The organism is Caulobacter sp. (assembly GCF_035254145.1).
In the GTDB taxonomy this organism is placed as follows: Bacteria; Pseudomonadota; Alphaproteobacteria; order Caulobacterales; family Caulobacteraceae; genus Caulobacter.
This window is the reverse complement of sequence record NZ_DATFAV010000225.1, coordinates 1-11,842: the sequence shown is the minus strand read 5'-3', so window position 1 is coordinate 11,842 and position 11,842 is coordinate 1. Positions and strand designations below refer to the sequence as shown.

Below are 11,842 nucleotides of genomic sequence, written 5' to 3'. Positions count from 1 at the left end.
GCCGGCACGACCCGCGACGCCGAGGGCCGGCTGCGGGCCTCGGGCGGCCGGGTGCTGAACGTCTGCGCCCTGGGACCGACCCTGCACGAGGCCCGCGACGTCGCCTATGCGGCCCTGGGGACGATCAGTCTCGAAGGCGGCTTCTACCGCCGCGACATCGGCTGGCGGGCGCTCTCTAAATAACGAGGATCCTCCCCCTGATGGGGGAGGGGGCGTTTGGTATTGCCACCCGCGCTCCACCCTCTAAACTCCCCATTCAAACAAGCGTTGGGGAGAAGCGTCATGGCCGCAGCCGCCGAACAGTCCGCCCAGGACCTGAACTCGGGCACCAAGCCGGTCGATCCGCGCCACGCGATCGACGAGGCCAAGCTGGCCGCGTGGCTGGTGGCCAATGTCGAAGGCTACGCCGGGCCGCTGGAGGTGCGCCAGTTCAAGGGCGGCCAGTCGAACCCGACCTACCAACTGGTCACGCCGGGGCGGAAATACGTCCTGCGCCGCAAGCCGCCGGGCAAGCTGCTGCCCAGCGCCCACGCCGTCGATCGCGAGTTCAAGGTGATCTCGGGCCTGAACAAGGCCCACTTCCCCGTCGCCAAGGCCTACGCCCTGTGCATGGACGAGGATGTCATCGGCACGATCTTCTACGTGATGGAGAACGTCGAGGGCCGGATCCTGTGGGACGGAACCCTGCCCGACTATCAGCCGGCCGAGCGCCGCGCGATCTACGAGGCGCAGATCGACACCCTGGCGGCTCTGCATAATGTCGACTACGCGGCCGTGGGCCTCTCCGACTACGGCAAGCCCGGCAACTACTTCGCCCGCCAGATCGACCGCTGGACCAAGCAGTACAAGGCCTCGGAGACCACGACGATCCTGGAGATGGACCGGCTGATCGACTGGCTGGCCAAGACCGTCCCGGCCGACGACCAGACCTCGATCGTCCACGGTGACTATCGCCTCGACAACATGATCCTGCATCCCACCGAGCCCCGCGTGATCGCCGTGCTGGACTGGGAACTGTCGACACTGGGCAATCCGCTCGCCGACTTCAGCTACTTCCTGATGAACTGGGTGATGCCGTCCGACCAGCGCGGGGGCCTGGCCGAGATCAAGGACCTGGAAGCGTACGGAATCCCGACCATTCCCCAGGCGGTGGCGCGCTACTGCAAGGCCACCGGCCGCGACGGCCTGCCCGAGCTGGACTGGTATTTCAGCTACAACCTCTTCAGACTGGCCGGCATCTGCCAGGGCATCGTCGGCCGCGTCCGCGACGGCACCGCCGCCAGCGCCCATGCGCAGCTGATGGAGGCGCGCGTGCCGGTCCTGGCCAAGGGAGCCTGGGCCTTCGCGCAGAAGGCGGGGGCTTAGGGGCTATATGCGGAAGTATCTGGCGGGCGTCTGCGCCCTGGCGATCGCCGGGGCGATCAGCGGCGCCGCGTGCGCTGAAACCGTCTTCGTCCAGGCCGGCAAGCTGCTGGCCGACCCGGCGACCGGCAAGGTCGAGACGGCCAAGACGCTGGTGCTCGAAAACGGCAAGGTCGCCCGCATTGTTGACGGCTACGTCGCCGAGCGGGGCGGCAAGATCGTCGACCTGAAGGACAGCTTCGTCCTGCCGGGCCTGATCGATAGCCACGTCCACCTGACCCACGAGCAGAACCCCAACTCCCGCCTGCAGGCCGTGACCCGGTCGTCGGCCGACGAGGCGATGGTTGGGGCTGGGTTCGCGCGCAAGACCCTGCTGGCCGGCTTCACCACGGTGGCCGATCTGGGCGCCGAGAACCAGGCGATCTTCGCCCTGCGCGAGGGGATCAAGCGCGGCGACGTTGTCGGTCCCCGGATCATCGCCGCCGGCTCGGCCGTGTCGATCCACGGCGGCCACGGCGACGTCAACGGCTTCTCCGACGAGGTCATGCACGTGCTGAGGCCGACCTCGGTCTGCTCGGGCGCCGACGACTGCCGTCGCGCCACCCGCGAGCAAGTCTGGCACGGCGCCGACATCATCAAGATCACCGCGACGGGGGGCGTGCTCTCCAACACCGCCGCGGGCCTCTCCCAACAGTTCTCGGACGACGAGCTGAAGGCGATCGTCGACGCCGCCCACAAGATGGGCCGCAAGGTCACCGCCCACGCCCACGGCGTCGATGGCATCAACAGCTTCCTGCGGGCCGGCGGCGACTCGATCGAGCACGGCACCTATCTCGACGCCGAGAGCATCGCCCTGTTCAAGAAGAACGGCGCCTATCTGGTGCCGACGCTGATGGCCGGCGACTTCGTCTATCGGGTCGCCTCGGGTCCGAACAACTTCCTGACCCCCGCCCAGACCGCCAAGGCGTTGGACGCCGGTCCGAAGATGCTGGCCATGGCCCGCCGCGCTCACGAGGGTGGGGTCAAGATCGCGTTCGGCACCGACACCGGCGTCTCGGCCCACGGCGACAACGCCGGTGAGTTCGCCCTGCTGGTCAAGGCGGGACTCTCTCCGCTGGAGGCGATCCAGACCGCGACGGTCAACGCCGCCGACCACTTCTCTCTGGCCAGCGAGATCGGAAGCCTGGCGCCCGGCAAGGCCGCCGACCTGATCGCGGTGAAGGGCGACCCGCTGAAGGACGTGACCGAGCTTCGGCGGGTGACGTCCGTGATCAAGGGCGGGGTGGTCTACAAGTAAGGGGCGGCGACGCCCAAATCCTCCCCCTAACGGGGGAGGTGTCGACGTAGTCGACGGAGGGGGAAGAGGCCGGCTCACCAGGACCTCCCCCTCCGGGCCTTCGGCCTCCTCCCCCTCGGGGGGAGGATTTTTTTAGAGCCCCGCCTTGGCCAGCAGTTCTTCCAGCGCCGCCTCGTCGTCGAAGCGAGCCCGCACGGGCCAGGGCGTCACCTTCTCGCGCCACTTGGGCGGCAGCCTCACCCAGTCCTTTTCGGTGGTGACCAGGCCCGCATCATAGACCTTGGCCCGGTCGGCCAGCATGTTCAGCGTCGCCTCGCTGTAGGCGCCATGGTCGGGGAAGGGCGCGAAGTCGACCAGCTGGCAGCCGGCGGCGGTCAGGGCCTTCTCGACCTTCCAGGGCTTGCCGACGCCGGCGAAGCCGACTTGCGGTCCCGTCGGCACGGGCGCGGCCGATTCCAGCCGCGCGACCAGCACCGGGCGGTCGCCGAAGGTGACCAGGAGGTCGAAGTCGGGCTGCTCGACGTCGACCGGCAGCAGAACGATCACCGCGTCGGCGCGGGCGAGGCCCACCTCAAGCGGCTCGCGCATCGGGCCGGCGGGAAAGACCCGGCCGTCGCCGAACGGCCATTCGCCGCCCCGCGTCTCGCCGTCCACCACGACGAGCGAGAGCGCCTTGCGGACGCTGGGGTTCTGGTGGCCGTCGTCCATGACGACCGCGCCCGCCCCGGCGGCCGAGGCGGCGATGGCTCCGGCGGCGCGGTCGCGGGCCACCCACATCGGAAAGTCCTGGGCCAGCATCAGCGGCTCGTCGCCGACGTCGGCGGCCGTGTGGCGGGCGGGGTCGACCCGCACCGGCCCTTTCAGCTTGCCGCCGTAGCCGCGCGACAGGCCGTGGGCCGCGACGCCGCGACGGTTCAGGGTCAGCAGCAGTTCTCGGACGATCGGGGTCTTGCCCGCCCCGCCCATGGTGATGTTGCCGACGCAGATCACCGGCGCGCCGACCTCGGTCGGGATCGTCCGGGCGATCCGCCGCGCGGTCGCGGCGGCCCAGAGCCACGAGATGGGCGTCAGCAGGGCGCGGGTCAGGGGGGCGGGGCCGCCGTTCCTCACATACCACCAGCGGGGCGTGCCGAGTTTCATGGGACCAGCTCGAGAATGCGGGAGAGGCCGGCGCGGGCCTCGGCGTCGCGGGCGTCGACGAAGCTGCGAGCGCGGGCGGCGCGTTCGCGAGCGGCGACGGGATCGGTCAGGTCGGCGGCCAGGGCCGCGCTCAGGCCTTGGGGCGTCGTCATGACGACGCCGCCGGCTGCTTCGAGGCCGGCGAAGGCCGAGGCCCAGTTCTCGACGAACGGGCCGCTGATCGCCGGGCAGTCCAGCCGCGCGGCCTCCAGCGGATTGTGGCCGCCGATGTCGGGGACCAGGCTGCCGGCGATGACGGCGGTTTCGGCCAGCCGGAACCATAGGCCCATCTCGCCCAGGGTGTCGGCGACGACGACGTCGGCGCTCTCGCCCGGCGCCTGGCTGCGAAGGACGGCGGTCCGGCCGCGCGCCCGCGCCAGGGCGACGATCGCCGGACCGCGCTCGACATGGCGCGGGGCCAGCACTACCGGCCGATGGCTCGGCAAGGCGGCGAGCGCGTCCAGGACGATCTCGTCCTCGCCCGGATGGGTGCTGGCGATCAGCAGGGGCGGGCGGGGAAAGCGGGCGCGCTCAACTTCCAGCGCCGGCGCGTCCACCGGCAGGGGTTCCGCGCCGAACTTCAGGTCCGCCTCGCCGGCCACTCGCCCACCCAGGGCCTCGAAGCGCGCGTGAGCGCGGGCGTCCTGGGCCAGGATCAGGTCGAAGCCCGACAGCAGCTGGCGGGCGGCCCCAGGGCGCTTTTCCCAGCGGGCGAAGCTGCGGTCCGACAGCTTGGCCGAGACAAGGGCCAGACGCGCGCCCGCCGCCTTGGCCTCCAGCAGGAGGTTGGGCCACAGTTCGCTCTCGACGAAGACGGCGAGGTCGGGCTTCCAGCGGGCGAGGAAGCGGCGCGCCGCGCCCGGGGCGTCGACGGGGATGTACTGGTGGATCGCGCCCGGCGGCAGGCGTCTGGCCAGAAGGGCGGCCGAGGTCGTGGTGCCGGACGTGACCAGGATCGCGACCTCGGGGCGCTCGGCGCGCAGTCGCTCGACCAGCGGCAGGATCGACAGGCTCTCGCCGACGCTGGCGCCATGCAGCCAGACCAGCGGGCCGGCGGGCCGAGCCGCCTCGCTTCGTCCCAGACGTTCGGCCAGGCGCGCGGGGTCCTCCTTGCCCTTGCGGGCCCGGCCGGCCAGCAGCGCGGGCGCGATCGGTTCGAGCAGGCCAGTAGCGGCCCGGTAGAGGCCCAGCGACAGGGTCACCCCTAGACCACGTTGGCGGGGGCCAGGCGGCAGGCGTGAGCCCCTTGGCTGCTTTCGACCTGGATGGTCACGTGGCCGATGTTGAACTTGCTGGCCAGCTCGGCGCAGGCGTCGTGCAGGAACTGGTCGTGGTCGGCGTCCAGGGGACGGACGACGTGGGCCGTCAGGGCGTTCTCCGTCGTGCTCATCGCCCAGATGTGAAGGTCATGGACTTCGGAGACGCCGGGACGGGCGACCAGCCAGTCGCGGACCTTGCCGGTATCGATGCCGCGCGGCGTGGCGTCCAGGGCCAGGTCCAGCGAGTCGCGCAGCAGGCCCCAGGTGCCCAGCACGATGACGGCGACGATGGCCAGGCTGACCACCGGGTCGAGCCACAACCAGCCGGTGAAGGTCATGACCAGGGCGGCGATCACCACGCCGGCCGAGACCGCCGCGTCGGCCGCCATGTGCAGGAAGGCGCCCCGGACGTTGAGGTCCTCCTTCGAGCCCTTCATGAACATCAGGGCCGTGGCCGTGTTGATGGCGATGCCGATGGCGGCCACGATCATCACCGGACCCGTCTGGATCGGCTCCGGCGCGGCGAAGCGGCGGACGGCTTCCCAGGCGATGGCGCCGACGGCGACCAGCAGCAGGGCGGCGTTGGCCAGAGAGGCCAGGATGGTGCCCTTGCGCAGGCCGTAGGTCCGGTGGGCGCTGGGGGCCCGCTTGGCCAGGACGACCGCGCCCCAGGCCATCAGGAGACCCAGCACGTCGGACAGGTTGTGGCCGGCGTCGGCCAGCAGGGCCAGGGAGCGGGTGACGAGCCCAGCGCCGGCCTCGACGATCACGAACCCCAGGTTCAGCGCCGTGCCGATCGCGAAGGCGCGGCCGAAGTCCTTGGGCGCGTGGCTGTGGCCGTGGTGTCCGTGCGCGTGCCCATGATCGTGGTGATGGTCGTGGCCATGGTCGTGGCCATGGTCATGATCGTGGTCGTGCGCGTGTTCGGGGTGATCGTGAGCCATGGCCCTACATCCCACCAAGCATGAGCCGGATCAATCTTCGACCAGGGCTTCGGCGCGGCGGGTGACCGCCGAGAGCCGCGCGGCCCAGCTTTCGACCAGCTGCTCAGGATCATCGCCCCGTCCCGCGCCGGTCGGTCCGTCCCAGACCATGGCGGCCTTGGCGAAGGGCAGCGGGATCATCGTGGCGTCCCACGAACCCAGGCGGATGCAGGGCTTGGCGGCCAGGCCGACGAAGATCACCGGCGCGCCGGTGACGCGAGCCAGGGAGGGCGTGCCCTTCTCCATGTGCTCGGCCGGGCCGCGCGGGCCGTCGGGGGTGATGGCGATCCCGCCGCCGTCCTTGACCCACTTGACCATGTCCCGGAAGGCCTGCTCGCCATGCTTGTTCTTGGCGAGGTCGGTCTTCTTGGCCGAGGAGCCGCGGATCGACGGAAAGCCCAGCTTCTCGACCGTACGGGCGATGAACTCGCCGTCGTTCGAGCGCGAGATCAGGGCGCGCATGTCCTGGCGGCGCGACAGGTCCTGTGGCCAGCTCAGCGGCGACATCGGGATGCGCGAGTGCCAGAAGCACAGGATCGCCCCGACGCCGGTCTCGCGACCCTGGGCCCACACCGCCTCAGCCTGCTCGGCGCCCTCGACGGTCATGCGCAGGGTGCGGAACACGAACTTGGAATAGCCGGCGAAGATCGAGGACAAGAGCCAGATCACGAACGGCGAGCGAAGCGGCCTCAAGCGTCACCTTCCAACGGCCGCGCGTCCGGGGTGTGATCCAGATCCTGGGCCTTGGCCAGGCGCGCATAGAGGCCGCCGGCCTGGACCAGTTCGGCGTGCGCGCCGGTTTCGACGACGCGGCCTCTGTCGATGACGTAGATGCGATCAGCGTTCTTCACGGTCGACAGACGGTGGGCGATCAGGATCGTGGTGCGGCCGGCCATCAGCCGCTCCAGAGCCGCCTGGACCTGGGCCTCGCTCTCGGTGTCGAGGGCGCTGGTGGCCTCGTCGAGCAGCAGGATCGGCGCGTTCTTGAGGAAGGCGCGGGCGATGGCGATGCGCTGGCGCTGGCCGCCCGACAGCCGGGCGCCGGCCTCGCCGACGCCAGTGTCGTAGCCTTCGGGCAGCTCCAGGATGAAGTCGTGCGCGGCCGCCTGGCGAGCGGCGGCCTCGATTTCCAGCTGGCTGGCGCCGGGGCGGGCGTAGGCGATGTTGGCGCGGACGGTGTCGTCGAACAGGAACGGCTCCTGGGTGACCAGGGCGATGCGCTCGCGCAGGGAGGCCAGGGTCACCGCGCGCACGTCGTGGCCGTCGATGGTCACCGCCCCGCCGTTCACGTCGTAGAAGCGCGGGATCAGGTTGAGGATCGAGCTCTTGCCGCCGCCCGAGGGACCGACCAGGGCCACGGTCTCGCCCCGGCGCGCTTCCAGCGAGACGTCCGACAGGGCCGGGATGTCGGCGCCGTACGAGAAGGTGACATGGCTGAGGGCCACCACGCCGTCGCCGGCGGGCAACGGCCGGACATCGGCGGGATCGACGATCCTCGGCTCGACGTCCAGCGCCGCGAACAGGCGGCGGGCGCCGGTGAAGCCCTCGCTGAACACTGTCTGCAGATTGGCGACCTGTCGCAGAGACTGCAGAGCCATCGCCAGCGCCGCCAGGAAGGCCGAGAAATCCCCGGCGCTCATCTGGCCCATCGTGGCCCGCCAGCCCGCATAGGCCAGAACGCCGGCGGTGATCAGGGCGCCGAAGGTCTCCGTGGCGGGGGCGGCCATGGCCTTGGCGTTCGAGCCCTTGATCAGGTGACGCTGCCGACGGTCGATCACGGCGGCGACGCGAGCCTCCTCGTAGGCCTCGCGGTTCTCCATCTTGACGATCTTGACCCCGTCCAGGCTCTCCATGATCGCGGTCGAGAGATTGGAGGTCTCGCCCATGGCGCCCTTGGCGGCCTTGGTCGTCTTCTTCGAGAAGCGCCGGATGAACAGGCTGGCGACGGGGCCGATGATCAGGACGCCGGAGGCCAGCGCCCAGTCCAGCCGGAACATGACCACGAGCGTTCCGACGACGGTCAGGAATTCCCGGGTGTAGTTGACCACGCCGCTGGTGGCCGCCTCGCGGATCAGGGTCGCGTCGTAGAGCATCGACGAGACGTAGGAACCCGAGTGAGCGCCGCGCAGACGGGCCAGGTCCGAGCGCATCAGCTTGCCGAACAACCGCAGTTGCATGTCGCCGACGACGCCGTTGCCGATGCGGTTGATCGAAGTGGTCTGCAGAACCTGGAACACCCCCCGGGCGATGGCGATGACCGCGATCAGCAACGGAATCCGCCACAGCGCGCCAGGCTGTGGGTCGGAAATCAGATGATCGACGGCGGGCTTTAGGACATAGGCCAACGCGGCGCTCAGCCCGGCCACGATGGTCGCGCACAACAGGGCGGTCGCCAGCCGGTTCCGACGCGGCTTCAGGTACTCGCGCCAGATCCGCGCGGCCAAGATGCGGTTCGAAAGCTCCGGGGTGTCCTGGACGGTCATGGGCGAGGGGTCGGATTTCGAGGCGGGGCTGTCAATGACTTGGCGGACGCACTCACTCGGAAAAGCGACGCTATCAGGGCCAGTTTTGCCTTTCCGGTCGCTTGCCCCTACTTAGACCGCGCACTTCGCAAGGATCGTCGCCGCTTGGCCAAGTTCGACCTCACCACGCCCTGGGGCCGGTTCAAGACCTATCTCCACTATCTGTGGAACGACCACGCCTATCTGCGTCTGGGCTTTTCCAACGCCCACTGGGTCAGCCCGGAGATGGTCCGCGCCAACCAGCCCTGGCCGTTCCAGCTGGCGTGGTGGAAGAAGCAGGGGATCAAGACGATCGTGAACCTGCGCGGAGGCTTCGACGGCAGTTTCTACGCGCTGGAAAAGGACGCCTGCCAGCGACTGGGGCTGAACTTCGTCGACTTCACCATCACCTCGCGCGAGGTCCCCATCCGCGAGCGGGTGCGAGGGGCCAAGGCGCTGTTCGAGACGATCGAATATCCGGCCCTGATGCACTGCAAATCGGGCGCGGACCGGGCGGGGATCATGAGCGTCTTCTACGCCCACTATCGCCTCGGCCAGCCGATCCGCGAGGCGATGAAGCAGTTGGGGCCGCGCTACCTGCACATCAAGCATGGCAACACCGGCGTCCTGGACTACGTGTTCGAGCAGTATCTGGAGCGGGGCGAGCCCAAGGGGCTGACCTTCAGCGACTGGGTCGAGAGCGACGACTACGATCCGGTCGAGATGAAGAAAACCTTCCGGGCGAGCATGCTGGGGAAGGTGCTGGTGGATAGGATCCTAAGAAGAGAATGATGCGCAAAATCCTCCCCCCGTGGGGAGGCGGCCGAAGGCCGGAGGGGGAAGTGCGGGCGATCCGGCTTCTTCCCCCTCCGTCGGCTTCGCCGACACCTCCCCCGCTAGGGGGAGGATCTTCGTCAGTCCACGCTCGGGTCCAACAGCTTGTGGGCGTGGATGATGAAGTAGCGGGCGTGGGCGTTGTCCACGGTCGCCTGGGCCTTGGCCTTCCAGGCCTTGTGGGCCTCGTCATAGTTCGGATAGGCGCCGACGAACTCGACCTGCGACAGATCGCGGAATTCGGTTCCGGCGACGTCCTTCAGTTCACCGCCGACGACGATATGGAGCAGCTGCTTATCAGCCATTTTGAGCAATGTTCCTGCGAGGGAGTGTGTTTACGGCAGTTCGATATGCCCGACGCGTGACAGGATCAATGGCGCAAGCGCCTGATTGGCGCAAACCAGGCTCGGAACCTGCGGAACGGGGCGATTATAGGCGAAATCGCGGCCCTTGTGGTCGCTGACAGCGGCCCCGGCCCGGCGGACGATCAGGTCGGCGGCGGCCAGGTCCCACTCGCTCTTGGGCGACAGGGCCACGGCGGCGTCGAACGCGCCGGACGCCACCAGGCACATTCGGTAGGCGATCGAGTTGCGGCTCTCGATCCGCATCTCAGGCCAGGGCTCGCGCCAGGCCGGGTGGGCGAACATCTTGGCGTCGCCCAGCATGGCCGCCCCGAACAGCTGGTCGGTGAGGCTGGGCGCGATGACGGCGCCGTTCAGGGTCGCCGGGCCTTCGAGCGTGGCGGCGTAGGTCTCGTTCAGGGCCGGGGCGTGCACGACCCCGGCGACCGGCAGGCCGTTCTCGACCACGGCGATCGAGACCGCGAACCACGGCTTGTTCTTCATGAAGGCCACGGTGCCGTCGATCGGATCGACCACGAACTGGCGCTGGGTGGTCAGCCGCGACGGATCGTCGGCGGTCTCCTCCGACAGCCAGCCATAGTCGGGCCGCGCCGCCTTCAGTTCGTTCTTCAGCAGGGTGTCGACGGCGAGGTCGGCGTCGGTGACCGGCGAGCCACCGGCCTTGGACCAGATCTTCAGGCCGGCCTCGCGGGCCGAGAGCGCCAGCTCTCCCGCCTCCCTGGCGGCTTCGAGGATCAGATCCAGGTCGTTCATTTGCCCGCGATGGCCAGGGCGTCGACCAGCAGGGACGGACTGTTGCTGGCCCCGCGCAGCTCCAGGTCCGAGCCGGGGACGATGCGGGCGTAGATGTCGATCAGGTTGCCGGCCACGGTGATCTCGGTGACGGGGCCGGTGCTCTCGCCGTTCTCGAACCAGTAGCCCGAGCAGCCGACCGACCAGTCGCCGTTGTTACCGTTCAGCGACGGGCCGAACATCGAGGTGACGACGAGGCCGCTCCCGGCGTCCTTCATCAGGCCCTCAAGGTCCTTCTCGCCGGGCTGGAGCGTCAGGTTGTGGGTCGAGACGCCGGAGGGGCCGGCCAGACCCCGCGAGGCGTGGCCCGTGGTGACGAGGCTCAGCTGCTTGGCCGAGGCGGTGTTCAGGAGCCAGGTGGTCAGCACGCCGTCGTCGATCAGGGCGCGCGCCTGCGTCGCCACGCCCTCGTCGTCGAACGGCGCCGAGCCGAGGCCCCGCACCCGGTGCGGATCCTCCAGCAGGTTGACGCCGCGGGCGAAGACCGGCTGGCCTAGCCTGTCCTTCAGGAACGAGGTGCCGCGGGCGATCGAGGGACCCGAGATCGCGCCCAGCAGCGGGCCGATCAGGCTCATGGCCAGGCGGTTCTCGAAGATCACCGGGGCGGTGGTCGAGCCGATCTTGCGCGGGTTGAGGCGCATCACCGCCTGGCGGCCGGCCTCCATGCCGATGTCGCCGGCCGCGGGCAGGTCGCCGAAGTGACGGGTCGAGCGGCCCTCGCCCCCCCGCTCCATGCCCGCGCCCTCGCCGGCGATGGCCGAGGCCGAGACCGAGTGGCCGGTGGCGGCGTGGCTGGCGTGGAAGCCGTCGCTGGTCGCCAGCGCCCAGCGGGACGACGACCAGGTGGCCGAACCGCCGTCGGAATTGGTCACGCCCTTGACCGCGCGGGCGGCGTCCTCGGCCATGCGGGCCTGGGTCTCAAGGGCCTCGGCCGAGGGCTCGTAGGGATCGATCAGGTCGAGTTCGGGATAGGGCGCGCGGGCCAGGCGATCCTGGGGCGGCAGGCTGGCGTAGGGATCTTCCGGCGCCAGACGGGCCATGGCCACGGCGCGCTCGATCAGCTTGCCGCGGGCCTCGGCCGAGATGTCGGAGCCGGAAACCGTGGCGCTGCGCTGGCCGATGAAGACGCGCAGGCCCAGGTCGCGGGCCTCCTCGCGCTCGACCTCTTCCAGTTCGCCCAGGCGGACGCTGACGGAGAGCGACTGACGCTCGGCGAAGACAGCCTCGGCCGCGTCGGCCCCGGCCTTGCGCGCGGCGGCGACCACGTCATGCA

The 11,842-nt window shown here is 69.8% G+C and carries 12 protein-coding genes and 1 pseudogene; 5 read left to right on the top strand and 8 right to left on the bottom strand.

Annotated elements, in window-relative coordinates; genetic code table 11:
• From VJ655_RS14100 to VJ655_RS14090, 3 genes are all read left to right on the top strand, one after another.
• A partial coding sequence (locus VJ655_RS14100) for a phosphoribosylglycinamide synthetase C domain-containing protein (protein ID WP_324112092.1) occupies positions 1-183 on the top strand: 183 nt, incomplete at its 5' end.
• Between the two features lie 99 nt (positions 184-282).
• Entirely contained in the window at positions 283-1,365 is a 1,083-nt protein-coding gene (locus tag VJ655_RS14095) for a phosphotransferase family protein (RefSeq protein WP_324112090.1), read from the top strand.
• Positions 1,366-1,372: 7 nt separating this feature from the next.
• Positions 1,373-2,659, top strand: a complete 1,287-nt coding sequence (locus tag VJ655_RS14090) for an amidohydrolase family protein (RefSeq protein ID WP_324112089.1) — start codon at positions 1,373-1,375, stop codon at positions 2,657-2,659.
• Between the two features lie 132 nt (positions 2,660-2,791).
• Here VJ655_RS14090 and lpxK read toward each other — a convergent pair whose 3' ends face one another.
• Genes lpxK through VJ655_RS14065 form a run of 5 tightly spaced genes read right to left on the bottom strand, consistent with a single transcriptional unit; the run spans position 2,792 to position 8,563 of the window.
• On the bottom strand, positions 2,792-3,799 hold the full coding sequence (gene lpxK, locus VJ655_RS14085) for a tetraacyldisaccharide 4'-kinase (RefSeq protein ID WP_324112087.1): 1,008 nt from the start codon (positions 3,797-3,799) through the stop codon (positions 2,792-2,794).
• Positions 3,796-5,073: a 3-deoxy-D-manno-octulosonic acid transferase gene (locus tag VJ655_RS14080; protein ID WP_324112093.1), complete on the bottom strand. Its 1,278-nt coding sequence runs from the start codon at positions 5,071-5,073 to the stop codon at positions 3,796-3,798. Before VJ655_RS14080 ends, lpxK begins: the two co-directional genes overlap by 4 nt.
• A complete protein-coding gene (locus tag VJ655_RS14075) occupies positions 5,043-6,041 on the bottom strand; it encodes a cation diffusion facilitator family transporter (protein WP_324112085.1) in 999 nt (332 codons plus the stop codon). The genes VJ655_RS14080 and VJ655_RS14075 overlap by 31 nt, the downstream gene beginning before the upstream one ends.
• A 30-nt stretch (positions 6,042-6,071) precedes the next feature.
• Positions 6,072-6,773: a lysophospholipid acyltransferase family protein gene (locus VJ655_RS14070; RefSeq protein ID WP_324112083.1), complete on the bottom strand. Its 702-nt coding sequence runs from the start codon at positions 6,771-6,773 to the stop codon at positions 6,072-6,074.
• The gene (locus tag VJ655_RS14065) at positions 6,770-8,563 is read right to left on the bottom strand and encodes an ABC transporter ATP-binding protein (RefSeq protein ID WP_324112081.1); all 1,794 of its coding nucleotides are present in this window, start codon (positions 8,561-8,563) and stop codon (positions 6,770-6,772) included. Before VJ655_RS14065 ends, VJ655_RS14070 begins: the two co-directional genes overlap by 4 nt.
• A 144-nt stretch (positions 8,564-8,707) precedes the next feature.
• On the opposite strand from VJ655_RS14065, the gene VJ655_RS14060 reads away from it, so the two are divergent.
• Together VJ655_RS14060 and VJ655_RS14055 are read left to right on the top strand one after the other, a co-directional pair.
• Positions 8,708-9,373, top strand: a complete 666-nt coding sequence (locus VJ655_RS14060; RefSeq protein WP_324112079.1) for a tyrosine-protein phosphatase — start codon at positions 8,708-8,710, stop codon at positions 9,371-9,373.
• Positions 9,374-9,377: 4 nt separating this feature from the next.
• Positions 9,378-9,509 (top strand): annotated as a pseudogene (locus VJ655_RS14055) (hypothetical protein); the annotation flags it as partial.
• On the opposite strand, the gene VJ655_RS14050 reads toward VJ655_RS14055, so the two are convergent.
• The 3 genes from VJ655_RS14050 to VJ655_RS14040 form a co-directional block, all read right to left on the bottom strand.
• Positions 9,496-9,729 carry a DUF4170 domain-containing protein gene (locus tag VJ655_RS14050; RefSeq protein ID WP_324112078.1) on the bottom strand — a complete coding sequence of 78 codons (234 nt, stop codon included), beginning with the start codon at positions 9,727-9,729 and terminating at the stop codon, positions 9,496-9,498. The pseudogene VJ655_RS14055 and the gene VJ655_RS14050 sit on opposite strands and share 14 nt — an antisense overlap.
• 21 nt (positions 9,730-9,750) lie before the next feature.
• The gene (locus tag VJ655_RS14045) at positions 9,751-10,530 is read right to left on the bottom strand and encodes a 3'(2'),5'-bisphosphate nucleotidase CysQ (RefSeq protein WP_324112076.1); all 780 of its coding nucleotides are present in this window, start codon (positions 10,528-10,530) and stop codon (positions 9,751-9,753) included.
• The coding region (locus VJ655_RS14040; RefSeq protein WP_324112075.1) for a TldD/PmbA family protein at positions 10,527-11,842 on the bottom strand (1,316 nt) is incomplete at its 5' end. The genes VJ655_RS14045 and VJ655_RS14040, both read right to left, overlap by 4 nt.

Coding starts and splice junctions, on each gene's coding strand:
- lpxK (WP_324112087.1), bottom strand. CDS start 3,799: ATGAAACTCGGCACGCCCCGCTGGTGGTATGTGAGGAACGGCGGCCCC.
- VJ655_RS14095 (WP_324112090.1), top strand. CDS start 283: ATGGCCGCAGCCGCCGAACAGTCCGCCCAGGACCTGAACTCGGGCACC.
- VJ655_RS14065 (WP_324112081.1), bottom strand. CDS start 8,563: ATGACCGTCCAGGACACCCCGGAGCTTTCGAACCGCATCTTGGCCGCG.
- VJ655_RS14045 (WP_324112076.1), bottom strand. CDS start 10,530: ATGAACGACCTGGATCTGATCCTCGAAGCCGCCAGGGAGGCGGGAGAG.
- VJ655_RS14075 (WP_324112085.1), bottom strand. CDS start 6,041: ATGGCTCACGATCACCCCGAACACGCGCACGACCACGATCATGACCAT.
- VJ655_RS14090 (WP_324112089.1), top strand. CDS start 1,373: ATGCGGAAGTATCTGGCGGGCGTCTGCGCCCTGGCGATCGCCGGGGCG.